General features: G+C 71.6%; 29 protein-coding genes and 1 tRNA gene. 17 read left to right on the top strand and 13 right to left on the bottom strand.

What is annotated here, in order from left to right:
• Positions 1–33 precede the first annotated feature (33 nt).
• The 4 genes from pstB to P2T37_RS02740 are packed head-to-tail and all read right to left on the bottom strand — an operon-like array spanning position 34 to position 4531.
• A complete protein-coding gene (gene pstB / locus P2T37_RS02755) occupies positions 34–888 on the bottom strand; it encodes a phosphate ABC transporter ATP-binding protein PstB (RefSeq protein ID WP_276235229.1) in 855 nt (284 codons plus the stop codon).
• Between the two features lie 2 nt (positions 889–890).
• Positions 891–2534, bottom strand: a complete 1644-nt coding sequence (gene pstA, locus P2T37_RS02750) for a phosphate ABC transporter permease PstA (RefSeq protein WP_276235228.1) — start codon at positions 2532–2534, stop codon at positions 891–893.
• Between the two features lies 1 nt (position 2535).
• Entirely contained in the window at positions 2536–3492 is a 957-nt protein-coding gene (gene pstC / locus P2T37_RS02745; protein ID WP_276235227.1) for a phosphate ABC transporter permease subunit PstC, read from the bottom strand.
• 52 nt (positions 3493–3544) lie between these two features.
• Positions 3545–4531, bottom strand: coding sequence for a PstS family phosphate ABC transporter substrate-binding protein (locus tag P2T37_RS02740; protein ID WP_276235226.1), 987 nt, complete (start codon positions 4529–4531; stop codon positions 3545–3547).
• Between the two features lie 292 nt (positions 4532–4823).
• Between P2T37_RS02740 and P2T37_RS02735 the strand changes: the two genes are divergently transcribed.
• The gene (locus P2T37_RS02735; RefSeq protein ID WP_276235225.1) at positions 4824–5819 is read left to right on the top strand and encodes a phosphate uptake regulator PhoU; all 996 of its coding nucleotides are present in this window, start codon (positions 4824–4826) and stop codon (positions 5817–5819) included.
• Positions 5820–5852: 33 nt separating this feature from the next.
• Here the strand turns inward: P2T37_RS02735 and P2T37_RS02730 are convergent, their stop codons facing one another.
• Positions 5853–6230 (bottom strand): 30S ribosomal protein S8e, encoded by a 378-nt coding sequence (locus P2T37_RS02730; protein WP_276235223.1) that lies wholly within the window; start codon positions 6228–6230, stop codon positions 5853–5855.
• A gap of 101 nt (positions 6231–6331) precedes the next feature.
• Here P2T37_RS02730 and P2T37_RS02725 point away from each other — a divergent pair, with 101 nt between their 5' ends.
• Positions 6332–6772: a DUF2240 family protein gene (locus P2T37_RS02725; protein ID WP_276235222.1), complete on the top strand. Its 441-nt coding sequence runs from the start codon at positions 6332–6334 to the stop codon at positions 6770–6772.
• Positions 6772–7161: a DUF7993 family protein gene (locus P2T37_RS02720; RefSeq protein WP_276235221.1), complete on the top strand. Its 390-nt coding sequence runs from the start codon at positions 6772–6774 to the stop codon at positions 7159–7161. Before P2T37_RS02725 ends, P2T37_RS02720 begins: the two co-directional genes overlap by 1 nt.
• Positions 7162–7175: 14 nt before the next feature.
• Here P2T37_RS02720 and P2T37_RS02715 read toward each other — a convergent pair whose 3' ends face one another.
• A complete protein-coding gene (locus tag P2T37_RS02715; protein WP_276235220.1) occupies positions 7176–7835 on the bottom strand; it encodes an HAD family hydrolase in 660 nt (219 codons plus the stop codon).
• Positions 7836–7912: 77 nt separating this feature from the next.
• Between P2T37_RS02715 and pyrF the strand changes: the two genes are divergently transcribed.
• Positions 7913–8710 (top strand): orotidine-5'-phosphate decarboxylase, encoded by a 798-nt coding sequence (gene pyrF, locus P2T37_RS02710; RefSeq protein ID WP_276235219.1) that lies wholly within the window; start codon positions 7913–7915, stop codon positions 8708–8710.
• Here the strand turns inward: pyrF and P2T37_RS02705 are convergent.
• Positions 8707–8919, bottom strand: coding sequence for a hypothetical protein (locus tag P2T37_RS02705; protein WP_276235218.1), 213 nt, complete (start codon positions 8917–8919; stop codon positions 8707–8709). The genes pyrF and P2T37_RS02705 overlap by 4 nt on opposite strands.
• Positions 8920–8993: 74 nt before the next feature.
• On the opposite strand from P2T37_RS02705, the gene P2T37_RS02700 reads away from it, so the two are divergent.
• From P2T37_RS02700 to P2T37_RS02680, 5 genes are all read left to right on the top strand, one after another.
• Entirely contained in the window at positions 8994–9503 is a 510-nt protein-coding gene (locus P2T37_RS02700) for a J domain-containing protein (RefSeq protein WP_276235217.1), read from the top strand.
• A 53-nt stretch (positions 9504–9556) separates the two neighbouring features.
• Positions 9557–10273 (top strand): HAD hydrolase family protein, encoded by a 717-nt coding sequence (locus tag P2T37_RS02695; RefSeq protein WP_276235216.1) that lies wholly within the window; start codon positions 9557–9559, stop codon positions 10271–10273.
• Positions 10274–10323: 50 nt separating this feature from the next.
• Positions 10324–11214 (top strand): DMT family transporter, encoded by an 891-nt coding sequence (locus P2T37_RS02690; RefSeq protein WP_276235215.1) that lies wholly within the window; start codon positions 10324–10326, stop codon positions 11212–11214.
• Positions 11215–11313: 99 nt separating this feature from the next.
• Entirely contained in the window at positions 11314–12936 is a 1623-nt protein-coding gene (locus P2T37_RS02685) for a GTPBP1 family GTP-binding protein (protein ID WP_276235214.1), read from the top strand.
• A 41-nt stretch (positions 12937–12977) separates the two neighbouring features.
• A complete protein-coding gene (locus P2T37_RS02680) occupies positions 12978–13925 on the top strand; it encodes a M48 family metallopeptidase (protein WP_276235213.1) in 948 nt (315 codons plus the stop codon).
• On the opposite strand, the gene P2T37_RS02675 is transcribed toward P2T37_RS02680, so the two are convergent.
• The 4 genes from P2T37_RS02675 to P2T37_RS02660 all read right to left on the bottom strand — a co-directional run bounded on the left by P2T37_RS02675 (position 13919) and on the right by P2T37_RS02660 (position 16508).
• Positions 13919–14587: an HAD family hydrolase gene (locus P2T37_RS02675; RefSeq protein WP_276235212.1), complete on the bottom strand. Its 669-nt coding sequence runs from the start codon at positions 14585–14587 to the stop codon at positions 13919–13921. The genes P2T37_RS02680 and P2T37_RS02675 overlap by 7 nt on opposite strands.
• Positions 14588–14742: 155 nt before the next feature.
• On the bottom strand, positions 14743–15228 hold the full coding sequence (locus P2T37_RS02670) for a double winged helix-containing putative transcriptional regulator (protein WP_276235211.1): 486 nt from the start codon (positions 15226–15228) through the stop codon (positions 14743–14745).
• On the bottom strand, positions 15225–16157 hold the full coding sequence (gene mch, locus P2T37_RS02665; protein ID WP_276235210.1) for a methenyltetrahydromethanopterin cyclohydrolase: 933 nt from the start codon (positions 16155–16157) through the stop codon (positions 15225–15227). The genes P2T37_RS02670 and mch overlap by 4 nt, the downstream gene beginning before the upstream one ends.
• 39 nt (positions 16158–16196) lie before the next feature.
• Positions 16197–16508, bottom strand: a complete 312-nt coding sequence (locus P2T37_RS02660; protein ID WP_276235209.1) for a thiamine-binding protein — start codon at positions 16506–16508, stop codon at positions 16197–16199.
• A gap of 51 nt (positions 16509–16559) precedes the next feature.
• Between P2T37_RS02660 and P2T37_RS02655 the strand changes: the two genes are divergently transcribed.
• Positions 16560–17408 (top strand): alpha/beta fold hydrolase, encoded by an 849-nt coding sequence (locus tag P2T37_RS02655; protein WP_276235208.1) that lies wholly within the window; start codon positions 16560–16562, stop codon positions 17406–17408.
• 31 nt (positions 17409–17439) lie between these two features.
• On the top strand, positions 17440–18537 hold the full coding sequence (locus tag P2T37_RS02650) for a YhjD/YihY/BrkB family envelope integrity protein (protein WP_276235207.1): 1098 nt from the start codon (positions 17440–17442) through the stop codon (positions 18535–18537).
• On the opposite strand, the gene nadE is transcribed toward P2T37_RS02650, so the two are convergent.
• On the bottom strand, positions 18525–19358 hold the full coding sequence (nadE, locus tag P2T37_RS02645; protein WP_276235206.1) for an NAD(+) synthase: 834 nt from the start codon (positions 19356–19358) through the stop codon (positions 18525–18527). The genes P2T37_RS02650 and nadE overlap by 13 nt on opposite strands.
• 256 nt (positions 19359–19614) lie before the next feature.
• Positions 19615–19685 (bottom strand) — tRNA-Gly (locus P2T37_RS02640).
• A 280-nt stretch (positions 19686–19965) separates the two neighbouring features.
• On the opposite strand from P2T37_RS02640, the gene P2T37_RS02635 reads away from it, so the two are divergent.
• The 6 genes from P2T37_RS02635 to P2T37_RS02610 are packed head-to-tail and all read left to right on the top strand — an operon-like array spanning position 19966 to position 24012.
• A complete protein-coding gene (locus tag P2T37_RS02635) occupies positions 19966–20847 on the top strand; it encodes an RNA methyltransferase (protein ID WP_276235205.1) in 882 nt (293 codons plus the stop codon).
• A 7-nt stretch (positions 20848–20854) separates the two neighbouring features.
• Positions 20855–21862 (top strand): 50S ribosomal protein L3, encoded by a 1008-nt coding sequence (locus tag P2T37_RS02630; RefSeq protein WP_276235204.1) that lies wholly within the window; start codon positions 20855–20857, stop codon positions 21860–21862.
• Entirely contained in the window at positions 21862–22608 is a 747-nt protein-coding gene (gene rpl4p / locus P2T37_RS02625) for a 50S ribosomal protein L4 (protein WP_276235202.1), read from the top strand. The genes P2T37_RS02630 and rpl4p overlap by 1 nt, the downstream gene beginning before the upstream one ends.
• Positions 22605–22853 carry a 50S ribosomal protein L23 gene (locus P2T37_RS02620; protein ID WP_276235201.1) on the top strand — a complete coding sequence of 83 codons (249 nt, stop codon included), beginning with the start codon at positions 22605–22607 and terminating at the stop codon, positions 22851–22853. Before rpl4p ends, P2T37_RS02620 begins: the two co-directional genes overlap by 4 nt.
• A 2-nt stretch (positions 22854–22855) precedes the next feature.
• Complete coding sequence (locus P2T37_RS02615) at positions 22856–23593, top strand: 50S ribosomal protein L2 (RefSeq protein ID WP_276235200.1); 738 nt, start codon at positions 22856–22858, stop codon at positions 23591–23593.
• Positions 23590–24012 carry a 30S ribosomal protein S19 gene (locus P2T37_RS02610; RefSeq protein ID WP_276235199.1) on the top strand — a complete coding sequence of 141 codons (423 nt, stop codon included), beginning with the start codon at positions 23590–23592 and terminating at the stop codon, positions 24010–24012. Before P2T37_RS02615 ends, P2T37_RS02610 begins: the two co-directional genes overlap by 4 nt.
• Position 24013 lies beyond the last annotated feature (1 nt).

Raw genomic sequence — 24013 nt, 5'->3', positions numbered from 1 at the left:
CACACCATACCTCACGAGCCGACTATATACCCCTCACCCGAACTTCCCGGTGATGTAGTCCTCGACGCGCTGCGAACTCGGGTTCTGGAACACCGTCTCGGTGTCGTCGAACTCGACGAGTTCGCCGCCGGTCAGGAACACCGCGGTCTTGTCGGAGATGCGCGCGGCCTGCTGCATGTTGTGCGTGACGATGACGACCGTGTACTCGCCGGCGAGGTCGTCGATGAGGTCTTCTATTTTCGAGGTGGCGACGGGGTCGAGCGCGCTGGCCGGCTCGTCCATCAGCAGGACCTCCGGGTCGGTGGCGATGGCCCGCGCGATGCAGAGCCGCTGTTGTTGGCCCCCGGAGAGGTCGAGCCCGGAGGTGTGGAGCTTGTCCTTCACCTCGTCCCACAGCGCGGCCCGCTTGAGCGACTCCTCGACGATCTCGTCGTAGTCGCCCTCCTTGTCCTGTATCTCCAGCCCGTAGGCGACGTTGTCGTAGATGGACTTCGGGAAGGGGTTCGGCTTCTGGAACACCATACCGACCCGCCGGCGGAGCGCGACGGGGTCCACGTCGTCGTCGTAGACGTTCTTCCCGCGGATGCGGAGTTCCCCCTCGACGCGCGCGGCGTCGATGAGGTCGTTCATCCGGTTGATACACCGCAGGAAGGTGGACTTGCCGCACCCCGAGGGACCGATCATCGCGGTGACGCGGTTCTCGGGGATGGCGAGCGAGATGCCGTCGAGGGCCTGCACGTCGTTGTAGTAGACGTCCACGTCGCGCGCCTCGACGACGGTGCGGGTGGGGCCGCCGCGCCCCGTCCCCGCGACGCTCTCGCTCACGTCCGTCTCGACTATCGGTTCCTCGCTGCGCGGGTCGGCCGTCTGCTGTGTCTCGTCAGTCATGGTCAGTTGTCCTGCTGGTACTTGTTACGGAGGGCGATGGCCACCGAGTTCATCGCGAGCAGCGCGCTCACGAGGACGACGACGCCGGCCGGGACGGCCTTCTGCCAGAAGTCCGGCCCGGCGTAGAGGCTCGCCCACGCGAACACCTGCAGCGGCATCGCCGACACCTTCGAGGAGAGGTCGGTCGGGAGCGAGAACAGCACGTCGGGCGCGCCGATCATGATGAGCGGGGCCGTCTCGCCGATGGCCCGCCCGAGCGCGAGGATGGTCCCCGTGAGGATACCCGGGAACGCCCGCGGCAGGACGACGTTCTTCACCGTCTGCCAGCGGGTCGCCCCCATCCCGTAGGAGGCCTGTCGGACGTCGTTGGGAACCGAGCGGATGGCCTCCCGCGAGGAGATAATGACGATGGGGAGGATGAGCAGCGCGAGCGTCGCGCCGCCGACGAGGACGGTGCCGGTCGGGCTCCCCAGGTAGCGGATGAAGACGCCGAGGCCGAGCAGGCCGTAGACGACGGAGGGGACGCCCGCGAGGTTGGAGATGTTCACGTCGATGAGCCGCGTGAGGCGGTTGTCCGGCGCGTACTCCTCCAGGTACACCGCCGCGCCGACGCCGAGCGGGAACGACAGCACGGCGACGGTTATCATCAGGAGGATGGACCCGCCGATGGCGGGGTAGAGCCCGGCGTTCTCCGCGGTACTGCTGTGCGCGCTGGTGAGGAACTGCCAGTCCACCCACGAGGCGGGGCCGGCGAAGCCGAGCGCCTCGACGGCGACGGCCCCGGCGAGCGCGCCCCCGACCAGCACGCCCGGCACGAGGAGGCCCGCCCGTTCCGGGCCGCGCGCGACGCCGGAGACGTACGTCGCGGTCGGGAAGCCGACCACGACGACCAGCACGAGGGCGGGCACCGAGGTGACGCCGACGAACGGGCCGGCGACGGCCGCGACGACGGCCGCGGCGAGCGCCGCGCCCCCCGCGACGAGTCCCGCGCGGCCGCCCGCCCGACCCCGGGCGGACCGCCCGACGAGCGCCGCGGCCGGGAGCACGAACGCCACGGTCAGGAGCATCCAGTCCACCGGGAGCACCGGTATCGACTGGACCAGTCCCGCGACGCCCGGCACGACGCTCGGGACGCCCGCGAGGCTCCCGACCGGCCCCGGCAGGCCGAACAGGGAGAGGTAGTAGAGCAGGACGGCGCCGCCGACCCGCGCGACGAAGGGCAGGTCGAGGCCCGCCCGCCGGACGCCGTAGACGACGGCCGTGGGTATCGCGAGCGCGAGGACGTACGCGAACCAGACGATGGGCGAGACGATGTCGACGAATATCATCCCGACGCCGCCCGCGAACATGAGCGAGACGACGAGGAGGCCGATGGTCGTCAGGCCGGTCCGGAGCGCGGCGCGGTTCCGCGCGAACAGGTAGCCTCCGACGGCGAGCGACGGCACGACGAGCGTGAGGAAGTAGGTGAGGTGCCAGCCGGGGTCGGCGGTGAACGGCTGGACGGCGTCGTTGAAGACGAAGACGAGGAGGACGGTGAGCGCGACCAGGCCGAACAGCGTCGCGGCCAACAGCAGGTACCGGAACACGGTTCCGGCGGTGCGGCTGACCCGGCCGAACCCCTCCACGACGGCGCTGTCGGTCGCCATCTCAGTACTCCTCCCGGTAGCGCTGTGCGACGAGGTCGCTGACCACGTTCATCGCGAGCGTGATGACGAACAGGGTCAGTCCGATGGCGAAGAGGCTCCGGTAGGCGAGCCCCCCGCCCGTGATGTCGCTGAGCAGCAGTTTGATCATGGCGGCGGTCATCGGCAGCGCCCCTTCGAGGAAGGAGCTCGGCACCGGGTCGAGGAAGGCCGCCTGCGAGCCGGCGGCGACCGTCACGGCCATCGTCTCGCCGATGGCGCGCGACAGCGCGAGGATGAACGAGGAGACGATGCCCGACAGCGCGGCGGGGACGACGATGCCGGTCGAGACGTCGAACTTCGTCGCACCCATCCCGTAGCCGGCCTGTCTGAGTTCGTCCGGCACGGCCGACATGGCGTCCTCGCTGATGGAGGCGACCATCGGGATTATCATGATGCCGACCACGACGCTCGCCGCGGCGATGTTGAACGTCCCCGTCTCGGGGAACACCCACTGGATGGCCGGCGTGATGTAGATGAGCGCGAAGAAGCCGTAGACGACCGTCGGGACGCCCGCGAGTATCTCCAGCGCGGGCTTGAGCACGGACCGCGCCCGCGGGGTCGCGTACTCGCTGAGGTAGATGGCCGTCCCGACGCCCAGCGGGAGCGCGATGACGGCCGACCCGACGGTGACGAACACCGTGGCGGAGACGAGCGCGAGCACGCCGAACTCGTTGTTGTTTATCTCCCACGTCGTCCCGGTGACGAAGTCGAGGAGCGCGACGGTCTCCCCCTGGAACCCCACCAGCGGGGCGGAGACGGAGAAGAACTTCGCGGCCTCCGTCACCAGCAGCACGACGATGCTGACCGTCGTGATGATCGACAGGGCGGCACAGACGAAGAAGAAGGCGCGCGTGGCCAACTCCTCGGGCGCGTTCGCCGTGTTCCGTGTCAGGTCGTCCGTGAAGTCGTCCGTGCTCATCTATGCTATATAGCCCTCCGACGGTGTGGGAAAAAGCTCTTCGTTCGACGGCTCAGTTGCCGCTCGCCTCCTCGATGGCGGTCTCGAGGACGTCCATCTGTTCGGCCTGTTCCTCCTCCGAGAGCGGGACGTAGCCGACCTCGTTCGCGACGACCTCCTCGTTCGTCGTGTTCTCGACGAAGTAGCGCGCGAACTCCGCGATGTGTTCCTCCGCGAGCGCGGACTTCTTCGGGTAGGTGAACAGCGGCCGCGCGAGCGGGGTGTACTCGCCGGACTTCGCCGTCTCCAGCGAGGGCTCGACCGGGCCGTCGCCGTCGTCGATGGCGACCGCGGTCACGGCGTCGCTGTTCTGGCTGTAGTACGCGAAGCCGAGGTAGCCGACGGCGTACTCCGAGCCGCCGACGCCCTGAATGATGTTGCGGTCCTGCTCCGTCGCGGCGTAGTCCTGGCGGTGGCCCGGCCCCTCCTCGCCGAGTATCGCCTCGATGAAGTAGTCGTACGTGCCCGAGGCGTCCGAGGGACCGAACAGCTCTATCTCCTCGTCCGGCCACGAGCCGTCGATGTCGCTCCACGTCGTCGGGGGCGACTCCGCGGACCATATCTCCCGGAGCTGTTCGACCGTGAGCTCCGTCGCCCAGTCGTTGTCGTTGTTGACGACGACGGTGACCGCGTCGGTCGCGACGGTCAGTTCGACCGGCTCGACGCCGTTCGAGGCGCACTGCTCCTCCTCCTCGGGCTGGATGGGGCGCGAGGCGTTGTTGAAGTCCGTCTCGCCGGGACAGAAGAAGTTCGCGAAGCCGCCGCCCGACCCGGTGGACTGGACGTTGACGTTCACGTCCGGGTGGTCGGCGCTGAACGACTCCCCGAACGCGGTCGCGAGCGGGAACACCGTCGAGGACCCCGCGATGTCCACGTCGCCGGAGAGCCCCTCCGACTCGCCGCCGGTGGTCTGAGTACAGCCGGCGAGCGCGAGCGCGCCCGCCGCCGTGCCGGTCGCTCCGAGGAACTGACGACGCGAGTACGGTGTCTCGTCTGCCATACCCGAGGAGGGGGCCAGCCCGAGTAAGTACCCTTCTATGATTGCTATTTACTTACAGTAGTTGTATATAGGCAACTGTTCTCAACCGGACCGCTATGACACGGCCGGCGAGAAAACCGTGTCACGCGGGCGGTACGGCTCCGTCCTGACGACCCGCTTTGCGGTCGTGTTCCCGGCTGTGAGCCGTGTTCGCGGGCCGATTCCCGGCGCTCCGCTCCCTCCGGACCCGTCCTCTCGAACAAGTATATAGAATCACCGCAATTTATAGTCTTCCCGGGTGCCACCCTGTGGTATGGAGACGCGAAAGGTGCAGGTGACGGGTGGGTCGACGTACACCGTGAGCCTCCCGAAGGACTGGGCGACGGCGAACGGCGTCAGCGGGGGGAGCGTGGTGGAGTTCCACCCCGAGGACGACGCCCTGCTTCTCACCCCGCGCCGCGACGAGGAGAAGGTCGAGGGGACCCTCGACATCACCGGCCTGGAGGGGGACCAGCTCACGCGCGCCGTGATGACGATGTACGTCAGCGGCTTCGACATCATCACGCTGGAGGCGCCCCGCATCAGCGCCGGCCAGCGCCGGACCATCCGCGACGCGACCCAGGGGCTCGTCGGGCTGGAGGTCATCGGCGAGACGAGCGAACACGTCCAGCTCCAGGACCTGCTCGACTCCTCGGAGCTGTCCGTCCACAACGCCGTCACGCGGATGCGGCTCGTGGCGACGACGATGCTCGCCGACGCCGTGGACGCGCTCGTGGAGAACGACGCGGACCTCGCGGCCGACGTGGTCCAGCGCGACGACGACGTGAACCGCCTCTACTACATGGTCTCGCGGGTGTTCCGCTCCGTCCTGCGCGACCCCTCCACCGCGGCGGAGGTCGGCCTCGACCGCGAGACGGCCTTCGACTACCACTCGTGTGCCCGCCAGCTCGAACGGGTCGCGGACCACGCCTCGAAGATCGCCCAGAACGCCCAGGAGCTCGACGCACCCCCCGAGGCGGTCGCCGACGAACTCCGGTCGCTCCACGACGCGGCCGTCGCCGTCATCGAGCGCGCGATGGACGCGATGCTGGCCGAGGACTCCGACGAGGCGACCCGGCTCGCCAACGAGGCCCGCCAATCCGTCGACGACGTGGACGCGCTCGTCCGCGAGACGGACGCGCTGCTGCTCGACCTCGACCCCCAGGAGGCGCAGTTGCTCGGCCTCGTCGTCGACTCGCTGTCGCGGGCCGGCGACTACGGCGGCAACATCGCCGAGACGGCGCTCCAGAAGGCCGCGCCGAAGCCGTAGCTGCTCGGCTGGGAAAACGGGAGAGAAGCCGCGTTACTCGTCGAGGAGGACGGCGTTGATCTGCCCGTCCTGGCCCGGGCGGGAGGTGACGCGGGCGCGCCCCTCGGGCGTATCGACGATGGCGCCCTTCGTCACGATGTTCCGGCGGACGTAGTTCGGGTTCGCCTCGTTCTCGGAGACGTTCTCGATCTCGACGCTGACGGTCTCGCCGTCGCCGGTCGCGACCGTCGCCACGTCGTTCTGGATTGCGCGAATCTTCTGCGTGCCGCCGCGCGTCTCGACGACCTTCAGCTTCCGGTCGCCGACGCGGGTCTCGGTCGGCGAGGAGCCGAGTTCGTGCTTGCGCTTCTTGTGGTTCGGTCGCCGTCGCCCGCCGGTCCGCTTCGTCGTGGAACGTCCGTGGCTCTTCATACCCCGAATCTCGCCGCTCGCGGACTTGAATCGTTCGACTCGGTTCGGCGACCGAACGCCGGGTTCGATGGGTCTTTGCCGCGGGCGCTCCCCGGCCCGGTATGAGCCTCCGCGTCGCCGTCGCCGTCCCCTTCCGGGCCGCGGGGAGCCGCCGGATGGCCGAGAGCAGCTTCGTCGTCGACCTCTCGCTCGACCGCGACTGGTTCTCCCCCGACCAGGCGAAGCGGCTGGTCGACGTGGCCGCGAGCGAGGGGCTGCTCGACCGCGAGGGCGACGAACTCGTCGCCGGCTTCGACCCCGACGGCGTGTCGGTCCCCGAGGGCTTCCACCCCGACGAGTCCGTGCTCCAGCAACGGTCCGTGTTCGAGAAGACGCTCGGCGCCTGCGTCGAGGCCGGCGTCGAGAAGCAGGAGGCCGTCGCGGGCATCAACCGCCTGCAGGCCGACCTCGCGGTCACCATCGAGACGGCCGCGATACTGTACGCCCGCCGCCGCGGCATCGACGTGGCGGCCGAAACCGACGCGGCCCTCGCCGACCTCTGATGGTCGAGGACCGGACGACGGACGGCCGGCGTCTCGCGGAACTGCTCTCCTCGGAGATACACGGCCGCGACTCCGGGCCGCTCGGCCGGCTCTCGGTCGCCGACGCCGACCCCGACGTGGAGCCGGACGAGTTCGGCGCGTACGCCTACGCGGTCGCGCTCGACGGGGAGCGCGTCGCCGAGGTCGCGGTCCACCCCGACCGGATACACGCGGCGTTCGCGCACGGGGTGGAGGCGGCGGTCGCGGCCGGCGGGGACGCCGGTCTCCGCGTCCGCCCGAAGGCGGTCGAGCCGCCGCGGACGCTCGTCTTCGCCGAGGACGGCGCCGAGGTGAAGCGGCTGACGGACGTGTTCGTCGCGGTCGTGGAATCGCTGGACGCCCCCGAGTAGCGGGCGTTTCTCATCTAGAGCCCGTCCAGCACGGTCGGGAGGGCCTCGGCCAGCGCGTCCCGCTCGACCGTCGCCGCGGCGTCGGGGTGCGGGTCGGGGCCGCCGTCGTAGAGGACTTGCACGGGAACCATCCCGGCGTCGCGCGCCCCCTCGACGTCGTTGACCGGGTGGTCGCCGACGTACACCACGGACTCGACGGGGACGCCCAGCGCCGCCGCGAGCGCGAGGAACGCGCCCGCGTCGGGTTTCGGCTCGGGCAGCGACCCGGTGACGACCGTCGCGTCGAACAGCGCCCGCCAGCCGAGCCGGTCGAGTTTGTCCTCCTGTGTCGCGACGGGGCCGTCCGTGAGCAGGCCGACGGGGTAGCGCTCGCGGAGGGACGCCACCAGCGCGGGCGCGCCGGGGACCGGAGCGAGCGCGTCGGTGACGGCCTCGCGGTAGGCCGCGGCGACGTCGGCCGGCGTCGCCGCGGTGTCGCGGCCGTCGAGCAGGGCCGCGAACACCGGTTCGCGCGTGTCCGCGCCGCTGTGTTCGGCGTGGGCGTCGAGGTACTCCTCCCGCGAGAGCGCGGGGGCGTCGGCGCGGTCGGTCGCCGTCGCGAGGAGGTCGGCGCGCGGGCGGACCACCGTCGCCAGCGTCTCGTCGAGGTCGAAGGCCACCGCGCGCACGTCCATACCCGCCCGAGGGGACGGGGGGACTTGAGTTCGCCCGACTCGGAAGCTTGTTGTGGGGCGACGGCGACCCGCCGGTAATGACGTTCTTCGAGGACCTCGCGGCCCGCATCGACGCGACCGACAGCGTCGTCTCGGTGGGGCTCGACCCCGACCTCGACCGCCTGCCGGACTTCCTCGACGCCGACCTGCCGCGGTGGGCGTTCAACCGTCGCGTCATCGACGCGACCCACGAGCACGCGGCCTGTTACAAGCCGAACGCGGCGTTCTACGAGGACCCGGACGGCTGGCGCGCGCTCCGCGAGACGGTCGCGTACGCCCACGGCAAGGGCGTCCCCGTCCTGCTCGACGCGAAACGGGGGGACATCGGCAACACCGCGCGCCAGTACGCGAAGGTGCTGGACGACGTGGACGCCATCACCGTCAATCCCTATCTGGGCGAGGACGCGCTCCGCCCGTTCCTCGACCGCGAGGGCGCGGGCGTGTTCGTCCTCGCGCGCACCTCGAACCCCGGCGCGCGCGACTTCCAGAACCTCACGGTGGGCAACGACAAGACGCTCTACGAGTACGTCGCCCAGCGCGCCGCCGAGTGGGACGACGGCAACGTCGGCCTCGTCGTCGGCGCGACCGCGCCCGAGGAACTCGAGGAGGTGCGCGAGCTGGTGCCCGACCTCCCCTTCCTCGTCCCCGGCGTCGGCGCGCAGGGCGGCGACGCGGAGGCGGCCGTCGAGCACGGGTTGGCGGACGGCATCGGCCTCGTGAACTCCTCGCGCGGCATCCTCTTCGCCGGCGAGGGCGCCGACGAGGAGGGCGCCTACTTCCGCGCGGCCGGCGACGCCGCGAAGCGACTGAAGACGCGGCTGAACGAGTACCGTTAGTCCACCCGGTAGGTGTCCACGCCGTCGTCGAAGCCGTCGTCCTCGTCCTGTTCCGTGCGGTCGCGCGGCCTGCGGAGCTCGCCCGCACACTCCGTACACCAGCCGCTCTCGCGGTCGTAGTGCTCGTCACAGACGAGCTTGCCGCAGCGGTCACAGCCGAACGCCGCATCGCCGGTCGCGCAGATCTCGCAGCCGCCGGAGACGCTCATAGGACACCATCCCACGCCGCGGGGCAAAAGCCTCGGGGCGAGAGCCTTACGGGGGCCGCGCACGTACCGCGCCCGTGGACCGCTCGCCGCTCGTCGTGGGGCTCGCCGGCGTGTTCGCGGGGATGACCGTGCTGCTCGTCGTCCTCGCGGCCGTCTTCAGGGACGTGGTCGTCCTGCTCGTGGCCGTCCCCTTCGCGGGCGCGACGTACCTGTTCTGGCAGCACGCCTCGGGCCGCCTGCGCGAACGCATCCGCGAGCAGGCGGCGGCCGCGAGCCGTGCGCGCGAGGCCGACGACCGCGGCGGCTTCGGCGCGGGGCCGCGGTTCGGCGACGCCCGCACCCGGACCGGCCGGCAGGCCCGCGCCGGCGAGCGCACCCGCGGCGGTCAGCGCATCGACCCGAACGCGCCGTCCGGCCCCTCCCGGGAGGAGGCGTACGCGACCCTCGGGCTCGACCCCGGCGCCGACGAGGCCTCGGTCAGGGAGGCCTACCGCGAGCGCGTGAAGGACACCCACCCGGACCGCGGCGGCGACGAGGAACGGTTCAAGGAGGTCACCGCGGCCTACGAGCGACTGACCGACTGACGGGCCGTTCCCGCGACCGACGACCTTGTAACCGACGCCCCCGAGGGCCGTGTATGCGACCGCTCGCCGTCGATATCGACGGGACCCTCACCCGCCCGAAGCCCGACCGGGGCATCGACCCCCGCGTGTTCGACGCCCTGCGCGCCTACGCCGACGAGGCCCCCGTCGTCGTCGCCACGGGGAAGGCGTTCCCGTTCCCCGTCGGTCTCTGTGAGTTCATCGACCTCCCGAAGCGCGTCGTCGCGGAGAACGGCGGCGTCGTCCTCTGCGAGACGGACCCCGGCGACGACCCCTACGGCGGGGGCGAGTCCGACGGCGTCGTCCACAACGGGGACCGCACCGCCGCCGACGCCGTGGCCGCGGCCTACCGCGAGGCGGGCTACGACCTCGGGTGGGGGACGCCCGACCTCGTGAACTACTGGCGGGAGACGGAGGTGGCCGTCGCGCGCGACCGACCGCTCGACCCGCTCGAATCGCTCGCCGCCGAGCACGGCCTGGAGGTCGTCGACACCGGCTACGCCTACCACGTGAAGGACCCGGCGGTGGACAAGGACACCGGCCTCGAGAGCGCGGCCGCGGCGCTGGGATACGAGCCGTCGGACTTCCTCGCCGTCGGCGACAGCGAGAACGACGCGGAGATGTTCGCCGTCGCCGGGGAGTCGTACGCCGTCGCCAACGCCGACGAGCACGCGCTCGCGGCCGCGGACCACGTCACCGACGCGGGCTACGCCGACGGCTTCCTCGAAGCCCTCGACCGCGCGACCGCGTGACCATGGACGGGCCGGCGCCTTTCAGCCGCCCGCGACCCCCCGCCCGATAGATGCGCGTCCGCGACTACCCGCTCGCCGCGCCGCTGCTCGCCGCCGCCATCTGGGGCGGGATGTACGTCGTCTCGAAGTGGGGTTTTTCGGCGGTGCCGCCGCTCGCGCTCGTCTTCCTCCGGGCGGCGCTGGGCGCGGTGGTCCTGCTCCCGGTCGTCCGCGCGACCAAGCCGGCCCGCGACTTCTCGCGGCGTGACGTCCGCGGGTTCGCCGCCCTCGCCGTCCTCCTCGCCGTCTCGCTGTCGGCGCAGTTCGTCGGCACCGACGCCACGACGGCGGCACAGGGCTCGCTCGTCACCGTCCTCACGCCCGTGTTCACCGTCGCGCTCGGCGTCGCCGTCCTCGGCGAGGGGTTCGGCCCCCGGAAGGCCACGGGGACGGGCCTCGCGCTCGTCGGGACGGCGCTCGTCCTCGCCGGGCAGTACGGGCCGGGCGAACTCGCGGGCGGGGCCGTCGTCGGGCCCGCCCTGCTCGTCGTCGCGGCCGCGACGTTCGCCGGATACACGGCGTTCGGCAAGCGGCTGATACGCGAGTACTCGGCGCTGGAGGCCGCGACGTACGCCACGGCGCTCGCGGTGCCGCTGTTCGGCGCGGGCGCGCTCGCGGAGTACCTCCTGTGGGACGCCTCGGTCGCGCGGGTGACGTGGACGCCCGCGCTGCTCGCGGCCGTCGGCTACCTCGGCGTCGTCTCCACGGCCGCGGCGTGGTACCTCTGGTACAAGGGGATGGAGCGGGCCGACGCCTCCGCGACGGCGGTCGCCTTCTTCGCCCAGCCGGTGGTGGGGGTCGCGCTCGGGGCCGCGCTCCTGGACGAGTCGGTCGGCCCGGCGTTCCTCGCGGGCGGAGCGGTGATGGCCGGCGGCGTCTACCTCGTCTCGACCGCCGACTGATGGGGAGCGGTACGGACCGCTCCCGGGGGGTATAGCACTCCTACCCGACGTTCGTGCCCGAGGAAGGCTTTTACGCCGGCGGTTGTTACCGTCGCACACATGAGCGCGGACCGCGCCGTCCTCGACTCCGCCCTGCGCCGGGGCGAGGAGGAGGGCGGCAGCGTGGAGTTCAAGGAGCGCTTGACGAAGGACGTGCACCTCGCGGACGGCCGCCTGGAGTCGCTCGCCGCCCAACTGCGCCACCGGGTGCTGTCCGGCGACGGCGAGGCGACGTACGTGGTGGGGGTCACCGACGACGGCGGCGTCGCCGGCATCCCCCCCGAGGAGTTCTCCGAGACGATGGACGTGTTGAGCCTGCTCGCCGAGGAGGCCGGCGCGCACATCGACGACGTGGGGACGTGGAACGCCCGCGCCGCCGGCGGCGACTCCGAGGAGGGCCTCGTCGGCGTGGCGACGCTGAAGGAGGGCGCGGTGCTCGACACCGACGACGACCACATCGTCGTCGGGACGGCGGGCCACGTCGACCACGGCAAGTCGACGCTCGTCGGCTCGCTCGTCACCGGCCAGCCGGACGACGGCGAGGGCGGCACCCGGTCGTTCCTCGACGTCCAGCCCCACGAGGTGGAGCGGGGCCTCTCCGCCGACCTCTCGTACGGCGTGTACGGCTTCGACGAGCAGGGCGGCCCCGTGCGGATGGACAACCCCGACCGGAAGTCCGACCGCGCCGAGGTGGTCCGCGAGGCGAAACGCCTGGTGTCGTTCGTGGACACGGTGGGCCACGAGCCGTGGCTCCGCACCACGATTCGCGGCCTCGTCGGGCAGAAACTCGACTACGGTCTGCTCGTCGTCGCCGCGGACGACGGCCCGACCAAGACCACGCGCGAGCACCTCGGTATCCTGCTCGCCACCGAACTCCCCACCGTCGTCGCCATCACGAAGACCGACATGGTCCCCGACGAACGCGTCGCGGAGTTGGAACGCGAGGTGGAGCGCCTGCTCCGCAACGCCGACAAGACGCCGCTGCCCGTCGCGCGCCACGGCGTCGAGGCCGCCATCGAGGAGATCTCCGAGCAGGTCGTCCCCGTCCTCGCGACGAGCGCCGTCACGATGGACGGCCTCGCGGTGCTGGACGAACTGTTCGAGCGGCTTCCCAAGACCGCCCGCGAGGCCGGCGACTTCTCGATGTACATCGACCGGACCTACTCGGTGACCGGCGTCGGGGCCGTCGCGTCGGGCACCGTCCGCTCGGGCACCGTCGAGGCCGGCGACGAACTCCTGCTCGGCCCCACCGCCGACGGCACCTTCCGCGAGGTGGAGGTCCGCAGCATCGAGATGCACTACCACCGCGTGGACGAGGCGCGCGCGGGCCGCATCGTCGGCATCGCGCTGAAGGGCGTGAAGGAGGCCGACATCGAGCGCGGGATGGTGCTCGTCCCCCGGGACTCGGAACCGACCGCGGTCCGCGAGTTCGAGGCCGAGGTGATGGTGCTGAACCACCCGACGCGCATCGACGACGGCTACGAGCCGGTCGTCCACCTCGAAACGGTGAGCGAGGCGGCCGTCTTCCACCCCGACGCGGGCCAACTGTTGCCCGGGGATACGGGCCGGGCGACGATACGCTTCAAGTTCCGGCCCTACCTCGTCGAGGAGGGTCAGCGGTTCGTCTTCCGCGAGGGGTCGTCGAAGGGCGTCGGCACCGTCGTTGGCGTCCCCGACGAGTAGCCGCCCGGAACCCTTTCCGTCGCGCCGCGCCTCCCCCGCACATGGAGCGGTCCCTCGCGACCCGGTTGGCGATGGTCGTCGCCGGCCTCGCCACGGTCGCCTTCTACGCCGCGGGCGCGTGGCTCGCGTGGCGCGGCCTCCTCTTCCTGTGGCGACAGCGGCCCGACCCCGTCACGACGGCCGTCGTCGTTCTCGCCGTCACCGTCGCGTTCGGCTACGTCTCCTACGCGCTCGGGCAGGCCGCCGTCCTGCGGACGCTCGGCGCGGAGGAGGTTTCCCCGGCGCGCGCCCCGGAGCTGTACCGCCGGCTCGACGAACTCTCGGTCGACCTCGGCATCGACCGCCCGACGCTCTGTGTCGCCCGGATGGAGGCGCCGAACGCGCTCGCGCTCGGCGGCCCCTCGGACGGCGTCGTCGTCCTCGACGCGAGCCTCTTCCGCCTGCTCTCGGCCCGCGAGGTGGACGGCATCCTCGCGCACGAACTCGCGCACGTGAAGGCCCGCGACGGCCTCGTGAGCACGCTCGGCGCGAGCCTCGTCTCGACCGTCGCCGGCCTGCTCGGCCTCGTCTTCCTCCCCGCGATGCTGCTCGCGGCCGGGGCGGCCCGCGGGCTGGCGCTCGTCCGCGGGGAGAGCTACGAGGCCGTCCGGACCGCGACCGTCCGCGCCCGCGTCGCCGTCGGGAGCCTCGCCGTCGTCCTCCTCTTCGCCCTGACGCTCGTCCTCCGGGCGTACTCGCGCCGCCGCGAACTCGCGGCGGACGACACGGCGGTCGAACTGACGGGCGACCCCGCGGCGCTGGCCGCGGCGCTCTCGAAGATAGAGCGCGCGGCGGCCGCCTCCGGCCCGCTGTCGTCGCTGTACATCCACGGCGACGAGCGCGGGACGCTCACGCGCCTGCTCGCCACCCACCCGCCGATGGAGGCGCGCGTCGAACGGCTCCGCGAGCGGGCCGACCGCGCGCGCGGACGGCGGATACCGATTCAGTAGGAGCGCCACGGCGGCCGCGTCAGGTCCGCCATCGACCCCAGCGTGTAGGTCGGGGTCGGGTCCGGCGTCGTGCCGGCGTCGAGCCACGCCGAGGCCACGCCCGCGGCGTGTGCCCCGGCCACGTCCGAGGAGAGGGAGTTGCCGACGTGTATCGCCGACTCGGCCGGCGTGTCCAGCGCCGCGAGCGCGCGCTCGAACGGCTCCGGGTGGGGCTTCGCGCGCGCGTCGTAGCCCGCGTGGACCACCGTCTCGAAGGCGTCCGCGAGTCCGAGCCCCCGGAGCTTCGCCCGTTGCATCGCCGGCGCGCCGTTCGTCACGACGCCGACCCGGTGGTCCCGGGAGAGCGCCTCCACGGCCTCCAGCGCGCCGGGGAGCGGCTTCACGTTCGAGTGGTCGCGGGCGGCCGCGAACGCGTCCGCGACGGCGCGCCCGAGGTCCGGGTCGCGGCCCGCGTCGGCGCTGATGGCCGCGAAACACTCCCGCCGCAGGTCGTCGATGTCCTCGGTGTCGTCCACGAACTCGGCGTAGCGGTCGTGGTACGCGCTCGCCTCGAAGTACGGCTCCACGCCGACCGTCCCGAACGCCTCGTCGAGCACCGCGGCGGCCGTCCGCCGGTAGGTGCACAGCGTGTCGTCGATGTCGAAGAGGACGGTCTCGTACACGCTGTTGGGTTCGTGTCGGCGTACAAAACGTTGACGCGCTCCGTTCGTGTGCGTCTCCCTTTCCGGTCACTCACGCCACGGACCCGCTCGCGGCGACGACACCTCGAAAGCCCCGGCCGCCCCTTTCAGTCCCGCCCGTGGTCGGTCGGTCGGGTCTACGCTCGGACGTAGCCGCCGTCGCGCTCCGCGGCGAGGCCGAGCAGGACGGCCCAGTCGAGGATGCGGCCGACGCGCTCGCGCCACGTGTCCTGCCAGTCGGTGCTGCGCGCGCGCTCCCACGCGGGCACGCGGTCGCGCAGGCGGTCGAACACTTCATCGGGGGAGAGCGGTTCGTCGGCGTCCGCGAGCACGGCGAGGGTCTCGTCGGCCGCGTACACGCCCTCGCGGAAGCGCGCGGGGAAGGCGTCGGGGTCGTAGCCGTCGCGGACGCGGGCGTAGCCGCGCGGGCCCTCCTCCGCGAGGCCGAGCGCGCGCGAGAAGGTGAGCCACTCCTTGGCCGTGTCCTGTGCCGGCACGTCGGCGTCGCGCATCAGCCGGCGACAGCAGGACTCCTCGGCGTCGGGGACGATGGGGACGCCCCGCCACACCGCCTCGACGCGGTCGAGCGACTCCGGCACGGGCGGGACGACCTTGAACCTCACAGGCCGAACGATTCCGCCAGCAGGGCCTCGTCGGTCCGCCCGAGGACGTGGGTGTCGCCCCCGACCACGTCGACCGTCACCTGCGCGGGCGCGAACACGTCGGTCGGCACCTCGTAGAAGTCCCAGTCGACCGCCTCGAAGATGTCGGCGAAGGGGCGGCCGTACTCCTCGCCGGCCGTGGAGGGGAGTTCGTCGAAGCGGTCGAAATCGCTGTCGACGGTGAGGTGGACACGCCCGCCGTAGGCGAGCGCGTCGTTCGTGCGCGCGACGGCCGTCTCGTAGTCGCCGGCGACGGGTGCGGCCGGCGCGGTTGCGTGGACCGTGAGGATGTCGAGCGGGTCGTAGCCGAGTTCGGTCAGCCGGAAGGCGGCCATCTCGCCGGCGCGGGCCGCGAGCGCGACGCTCCCGGTGACCGAGTCGGTGCGGAAGGTCGGGAGGAACACCGACGAGGGGTCGAGGTCGGTCATGTCGGCGACGTGTTCGGCGACGGACTCGTCGGGGAGCGTCTCGGCTTCGAGACACAGCGTGGCGAACTCGAAGGCGTCCGCGTAGCCGATGCGCCGGAACTCGTCCTCCTCCGCGACGAGCGCGCGGGCCGGTCCGGAGCCGAGCCCCTCGAAGGAGTCGGTCGAGACCTCCCAGCCGGCCTTCTGCGAGCAGAGCAGCGCGAGGGCGGGGTGGTCGGTGTGCAGGCTCACGTGCGGAATCGGCGCGCCCTCGACGTCCCCGGACTCGGTCTGGACCGTGGCGAGGCCGCCGGTCTGTATCTCGGCGAGCAGCATCCCGGCCTCGTAGCCGCCGGGCGTGCCGACGCCGAAGTCGACCACCGTCCCCCCGTTGTCGAGTTCGAACGCCTCGACCGCCAGCTCGTCGGCGAAGTCCATCGCCTCGTCGACGAGCTCCAGCGCCATCCGATTGAGGCTCTCCATACCCGCGCTTGGCCGAGCGGGGCCAAAGGCGTGTCCGTTCTACCGCTCCCCGCGCGCCTCCCGCCCGAGTTCCTCCTCGACGCGGTCCACCTTCGCGCGGGCCGTCGTCGTCTTCGTCCGCTTGTCGTCTATCTTCAGGAACGTGGAGACGCGGTCGCCGTCCACGGCCGTGTGTGCGGCCGTCGCCGCGGCCATCAGTTCCTCTATCGTGTCGGCCTCGATGACGGTCCCCATCGGGTTCGTCTCGTACGACACGTCGAAGTCGTCGAGCGCGGCGACGGCCTTCGCCACCTCGCCCGCCATGCTCCCCTCGATAACCGGTGCGACGCTCAGCATCGCGACGACTGTCATGTTCCCGAGTCGGACCTCCACCGATATAACGCCGGCCCCCGAGGGGGGCGTATGGACACCGAGGGCGAGCGGTTCGCCGTGACCGCGAACGGGCGGGAGTTCGTCGGGCGGGCGTTCGGCGAGGGGGAGCCGTGGCTCTGTCTCCACGGCTTCCCGGACGACCCGCGGACGTTCGACCGCCTCGCGGCCGAACTCGACGGGGTACGACTGCTCGCGCCGTACATGCGCGGCTACGGGCCGACGGGCGGGTCGCCGGACGACGACTACTCGCCGGCGGCCATCGGCCGGGACGCCGCCGCGCTGGCCGAGGCGCTCGACACGCGCTTCGTCGTCGGCCACGACTGGGGCGCGGTCGCCGCCTACGGGGCGCTCCGCTCCGACACCGTGGAGCGGGCCGCGACGATGGCCGTTCCGCCGCGGTTCGACGCCCTGCTCTTCGCGTATCCGTCGCAGTTCCTCCGGTCGTGGTACATCTGGCTGTTCCAGGCGCCGGGCGCGGTTCGGCTCCTGCGCGCCCGCGACTTCGCGCTCGTGGACGCGCTGTACGGGTCGTGGTCGCCGGGGTTCGACGACGAGGCCCACGTCGCGCGGGTGAAGCGGACGCTCGCGGAGGGCGACACCGCGGCGAACGCCGTCGCGTACTACCGGGACATGGTGGCGGCGACGGTCGAGGGCGTCCGGGCGAACGGGATACGGGACCCCTCCGAGGGGCACGTCTTCGAGACGCCGACGCTGCTGCTCACCGGGGCCGACGACCGCTGTATCGGGACGCAGCTGTACGACCGCGCCGGCGAGGCGTTCGAGACGTGCCGGGTCGGCCGGGTGCGCGACGCCGGCCACTTCCTCCACCGCGAGCGCCCGGCCGTCGTCGCCGACGAACTCCGGGCGTGGTTCGCGTAGCGTTTTCCGGGCCGGGCGTGTAGCCCGGCGCATGTCGACCACGACGAGGGGACGCCGCGCCGCGACCCGGACGAAGGAGGTGGTCACGGCCGTCGTGCGCGAGGTGCGCGCGGAGAACGTGTCGTTCATGGCCGGCTCCGTCGCCTACCACGCGTTCGTCTCGCTGCTCCCCTTCCTGCTGCTGCTCCTGCTCGTGCTCTCCCGCGTCGGCGGCGAACGGCTCGCCGAGGAGGTGTTGACCGCGGCGGCGGGCTATCTCACGGGCCAGGACGTGGACGTGTTGGTGCGGGCGGCGCGCTCGGCCACCGAGAACGCCGGGCTGTCGGCCGTCTCGCTCGCCGTGCTCGTGTGGGGGACGCTGCGCATCTTCCGGGGGCTCGACACCGCCTTCTCCGACATCTACGAGAGCACCGCGGCGAACACCTTCCTCGACCAGATACGCGACGGGGTCGTCGTCTTCCTCGCCGTCGGCCTCGGAATCACGGCGGTCTCCGTCGCCGACGCCGTTCTCGTGTTGCCCGGGAGCGGGGCCGTCGGCGCGGTCGTCCGCGCGCTCGCGACGGTGGCCGTGGTGGCCGTCGCCCTGCTCCCGATGTACTACGTCTTCCCCGACGAGGACGTGACCGTCCGCGAGGTGGTGCCCGGGACGCTGGTCGCGGCCGTCGGCTGGACCGTCCTCGGGCGGGGGTTCCAGTACTACGCCGAGGTGTCCTCGAAGACCGAGTACGGCGTCGTCGGGGTCATCGTCCTGCTCGTGACGTGGCTCTACTTCACGGGCTTCGTCCTCCTGCTCGGCGCGGCCGTCAACGCCGTCCTCTCGGGCCGCTCTGAGGACGTGCCCGACATCGCGTGGGGCGGGGTCGACCCCGGACACGAGGACGCCGACTTCGTCGCGCCGCTGCGCGACCTCGACGCCGCGCTCGACGCGGGAGGAACGGTCACCGTCACGGTCGGCGACGAGACGGTGACGCTTCCCGCGCCGGACGAGGCGCGCGTCGCCGTCTCCACCGTCGAGCGGCCGGCCCTGCTCGGCGGCGACCGCGAGCGCGGCGAGGTGGTCCTCCGGTGGGACTCGTGGGTCCGCGACGCGCGCGAGGACGGGAACGAGGACGAGGACTACCCGCCGTAGGTCGCCGGGGTCGGCGGCAGGCGGCGCTTGTGGGCGGTCGCCGCGCGCCACGAGGCGACGCGTTCCGCCGCCTCGACGGACACGCCGGCCCGCTCCGCCGCCGCCGCGGGCGACAGGTCCGCGTCCACCAGCGCGACGAGCAGTTCGTCCAGCGTCCGCTCGGGGACGCCGAGCGTCTCGGCGTCGGTCGGCCCGACGGCGAAGCCGCCGCGCGGTCCCGCGACGACCGCGTCGGGGAGCGCGAGTTCGTGCGCGAGCGCGCGGACCTCCGTGTAGTAGCGGTCGCCGAGCGGGAGGAAGTCCGCCCCGACGTCGCCGTGTTTGGCGACCGCCCCGAGCAGGCGGTCGGTGCGCGTCGCCGTCCCGAACACGACGCCGTTCGAGGTGTTCGCGAGGTAGTAGGCGCAGGCCATGCGGAACCGCGAGAGCGCGTTGCTCACCGCGACCACGTCGTCCGCCGGCGCGCCGGTTTCGCCCATCACCTCCCGGAACGCCGCGAGCATCGGCCCGAGGTGGACGCGCTCGGCCTCCAGTCCGAGGCCGGCGGCGACGGCCTCGGCGTCCCGGGCCGGCGCCTCGCTGCTCAGGTGGGCGGGCATCACGAGCGCCGTCACGCGGTCGGGACCGAGCGCGTCGGCCGCGAGCGTCGCGACGACGGCCGACTCGACGCCGCCGTCGAGCGCGACCACCGCGCGCTCGGCGTCGGCCTCCGCGACCGCGGTCTCCACGAAGCCGACGAGCGACGCGCCGAGGTCGGCCAGCGCGTCCGGGTCGGTGACCAGCCCCCCGGGCCGGTCGGCCGGGTCGAGGTCAGGCGTCATCCGGTTCGGTCGGCGGTGCGGTCGGCGCGCGCGGCGCATGGTCGGGCGGTGTTCGGGCGACGGTGTTCACGTTCGACGCGCGGAAGCGACGGTACATAACCGTTTTCCGCGCAGTCATTAGCTACCTCAAGGTGATAATACGGAATTAGATTCACGAACGTCCGATTCGGTGGCTCGGGACGAGTCGGAACCGTGCGGACGTGTCGAGGGTTGCGAGAAAGAGCGGGAGCTACGGGATGTGGCGTCGGAGAGGAAGTGCACCGGCCGAGATTTGAACTCGGGTTGTGACCATGGCAAGGTCACGTGATACCACTACACTACCGGTGCGCGTTCGCATCCTATGCGAATACGGTGGTAAGTAAAAGGCTTCCGAATCGGGGAACCGAAGGACGAAAGAAAGCCCGGAGGGCGGGCCGATTCGCCGCCGTCGTTGCGCGTGTGCGCGCGAAGGAGTACAGTCCGCACCTCGTCCCGTCCGTGTGAGACGGAAACACACGCGAGACCCCTGTGAAACCCCCGCAGCCGGGGGATAGAACCGCGTCACTTTTATGTGCGGGTTCGGTTATTCTCGCTACAGTCTAGTGAGCGGACACGGAAGCGACACGGCATGACACGCACCGTACTCGTGCCGTCGTCTCTAACCCGGGAAGCCGAAGACAAACGCGAGGCGACTCGCAAACTCGGTTACGTCGCACGCGCGGCGGTCGTCTTCCGGGTGGACCGGCTCGTCGTCTTCCCCGACGGGGAGGGCGATACGGGTCGGTTCGGCGACGGGTTCGTCGATACCGTCCTGCGGTACGCGGCCACGCCCCCGTACCTCCGAAAGGAGGCGTGGGGGAGGCGTGACGAACTGGAGTACGTCGGCGTCCTGCCGCCGCTCCGCGTCGCCTCACGGACCGGCTCCGGATCGGACGATTCGGGGTCGTTAAGACAGGGAATCGTGACCGAGGTCGGAGCTGACGACCGCGTTCGGGTCAATTGCGGACTGCAACACCCGGTCTCGCTCCCGGTGCCGCCCGCCATGCGGGTGCCCGCGGAGGGAGAGCGCGTCACAGTCAGGGTTACTTCGCGAGAACCGGTCCGCGCGCGTCTCACCGACGACACCCCGCCGGGGTATCAGGTGACGCGCGAGGACCTCGCTACCGCGCTCGCCCGCGAGGACGCAGGCGTCCGTATCGCCGCCTCGCGCTACGGCGAGCCGCTCACCGTGGACCGACTCGACTCGCTGGTCGAGCGGGTTCACGCCGGCGTTACCGTGGTCTTCGGGTCCCCCGAACGGGGGCTCCCGGAGATCCTCGGCGTCGAGCCGGGCGAAGCGACCGTTCCGTCGGACGCAGCCGCGTCCGCCGGCACACGCGACGACGCTGACGACTTCGAACCCCGCGCGGGGTTCGACCTCTGGCTCAACACGGTTCCGAACCAAGGCAGCGAGGTGGTGCGAACCGAGGAAGCGATGTTCGCCACCCTCGCCGCCCTCACACTGGAGTGAGACCAGAATGCCACAACCAAGCAGACCACGAAAAGGCTCGATGGGCTTCGGCCCCCGCATCCGTGCGACCAGCGAGGTCCCGCGGTTCAACAGCTGGCCGGCCGACGACGGACAGCCCGGGCTCCAGGGATTCGCCGGCTACAAGGCCGGCATGTCCCACGTCGTGACGATCAACGACGAGCCCAACTCGCCCCGCGAGGGGATGGAGGAGACGGTCCCCGTCACGGTCGTCGAGACCCCGCCGATGCGGGCCGCCGCCCTTCGAGTCTACGAGGACACGCCGTACGGGCTTCGACCGCTGACCGAGACGTGGAGCGACGAGCTCCACGAGGACCTCGGCCGCGCGCTGTCGACGCCCGAACAGAACAGCACGGACGCCGACGACGTCCACGCCGCGCTCGACGAGGGTCGGGTCGCGGACGTGCGCGTCATCACGCACACCCTCCCGGGTGAGCTGTCGGGCGTTCCGAAGAAGGACCCCGACGTGATGGAGACGCGCGTCGGCGGCGGTTCCGTCGCGGACCGCGTCGAGTTCGCGCTCGACCTGCTCGACGAGGGCGGGGCACACGAGGCGACCGACGTGTTCCGCGCCGGCGAGTACGCCGACGTCGCGGGCATCACGAAGGGGAAGGGGACGCAGGGCCCCGTCAAGCGGTGGGGCGTTCAGAAGCGGAAGGGCAAGCACGCCCGGCAGGGGTGGCGCCGACGCATCGGCAACCTCGGCCCGTGGAACCCCTCCCGCGTGCGCTCGACCGTCCCCCAGCAGGGGCAGACGGGCTACCACCAGCGCACGGAGCTGAACAAGCGCATCATGGCGCTGGGCGACGAGGAGGTCACGCCCGACGGCGGCTTCGTCAACTACGGCGAAGTCGACGGCGCGTACGCGCTCGTCAAGGGCTCGCTCCCGGGCCCGGACAAGCGCGTCCTCCGCCTGCGACCCGCCGTCCGACCGAACGACCAGCCGCGCCTCGACCCCGAGGTGCGCTTCGTCTCGACGGCGTCCAACCAAGGATAATGAAGGCAACAGTACGCAACCTCGACGGCTCGGACGCGGGCGAGGTCGACCTGCCGGCGGTGTTCGACACCGACTACCGGCCCGACCTCATCAAGCGCGCCGTTCAGGCCGCTCGGGCAAACCGACGACAGGACTACGGGGCCGACGAGTTCGCCGGCCTCCGCACGCCCGCCGAGTCGATGGGTTCGGGTCGCGGGATGGCCCACGTTCCCCGCCAGGACGGGCAGGGGCGTCGGGTCCCGCAGGCCGTGAAGGGCCGTCCGGCCCACCCGCCGAAGGCGGAGAAGGACCGCACGCTCGACATCAACACGAAGGAGCGAAAGCTCGCCGTCCGCTCGGCCATCGCGGCCACGACGGACGCCGAGCGCGTCGCCGAGCGCGGCCACGCGTTCGACGAGGACCTCGCGCTCCCGCTCGTCGTGAGCGACGAGTTCGAGGACCTGCTCCGGACGAAGGAGGTCGTCTCCTTCCTCGAAGCCGTCGGCGCCCACGCCGACGTCGAGCGCGCCGACGCGGGCAAGTCGGTTCGCGCCGGGCGCGGGACCTCCCGCGGCCGCAAGCACAAGGAGCCCACGTCCATCCTCTTCGTCACGAGCGAGGAGCCGTCGAAGGCCGCCCGCAACCTCGCGGGCGTCGACGTCGCCACCGCGGCGAACGTCTCCGCCGAGGACCTCGCGCCGGGCACCCATCCGGGTCGCCTGACCGTGTGGACCGAGTCCGCCGTCGAGGAGGTGGCCGACCGATGACGGTCCGCTACCCGCTCGTCACGGAGAAGGCGATGAACGACATGGACATGGAGAACAAGCTCCAGTTCGTCGTCGAGACGGACGCGGCGAAGCCGGAGATACGCGACGCCATCGAGACCCGCTTCGAGGTGGGTGTCGAGAGCGTCAACACGCAGGTCACGCCGCAGGGAATCAAGAAGGCCGTCGTCACCCTCTCCGAGGACGACGACGCCCAGGAAGTGGCCTCCCGCATCGGGGTGTTCTGAGAATGGGACGACGAATCCAAGGACAACGCCGCGGCCGCGGCACGCCCACGTTCCGGGCGCCGTCGCACCGCTACAAGGCCGACCTGTCGCACCGCACCGTCGAGGACGCGGACGTCGTCTCGGGCACGGTCGTGGACATCGAACACGACCCCGCGCGCAGCGCGCCCGTGGCGGCCATCGAGTTCGACGACGGCGACCAGCGTCTCGTCCTCGCCCCCGAGGGCGTGGGCGTCGGCGACACGATTCAGGTGGGCGTCTCCGCCGAGATCGCGGTCGGGAACACGCTCCCGCTCGCGGAGATTCCGGAGGGCGTCCCCGTCTGTAACGTCGAGCGTCAGCCCGGCGACGGCGGGAAGTTCGCCCGCGCGTCGGGCGTCAACGCGACGCTTCTCACCCACGACCGCAACGCGGCGGTCGTCCAGCTGCCCTCGGGCGAGATGCGGCGTCTCAGCCCGGAAGCCCGCGCGACCATCGGGACGGTCGCGGGCGGCGGCCGGACGGAGAAGCCGTTCGTGAAGGCCGGGAACAAGCACCACAAGATGCGCGCGCGGGGTACCAAGTGGCCCAACGTGCGCGGCGTGGCGATGAACGCCGTCGACCACCCGTTCGGTGGCGGCGGCCGCCAGCACCCCGGCAAGCCGAAGTCCGTCTCGCGGAACGCTCCGCCGGGCCGGAAGGTCGGCGACATCGCGTCGCGGCGCACGGGCCGCGGCGGTAAAGGAGGTAACAAGAACAAATGAGCACGGACTACCAGACCGGCCGGGAGGGCGAGTTCACCTACCGCGGCCACACGCTCGACGAGCTCCGCGACCTGGAGCTCGACGAGGTAGCGGAACTGCTCCCCGCGCGCCAGCGGCGAAGTATCCGACGCGGCCTGACCGCCCAGCAAGAGAAGCTGGTGGAGACGGCGGGCGAGCGCGAGCCGGAGGGGACGGCGAACGACCCCATCCGGACGCACCTCCGCGACATGCCGGTCCTGCCGGCGTTCGTGGGGCTCACCTTCGCCGTCTACGACGGGCACGAGTTCGAGCGCGTCGAGGTGGAACCCGAGATGCTCGGGCACTACCTCGGCGAGTTCGTGCTTACGCGTACCTCGGTCGAACACGGACAGGCCGGAATCGGGGCGACCCGGTCGTCGAAGTTCGTCCCGCTCAAGTAAC

The organism is Halosegnis marinus (genome assembly GCF_029338355.1).
Taxonomy (GTDB): Archaea; Halobacteriota; Halobacteria; order Halobacteriales; family Haloarculaceae; genus Halosegnis; species Halosegnis marinus.
The sequence above is the reverse complement of the archived record's forward strand: the minus strand, read 5'-3'. Positions and strand labels throughout refer to the sequence as shown.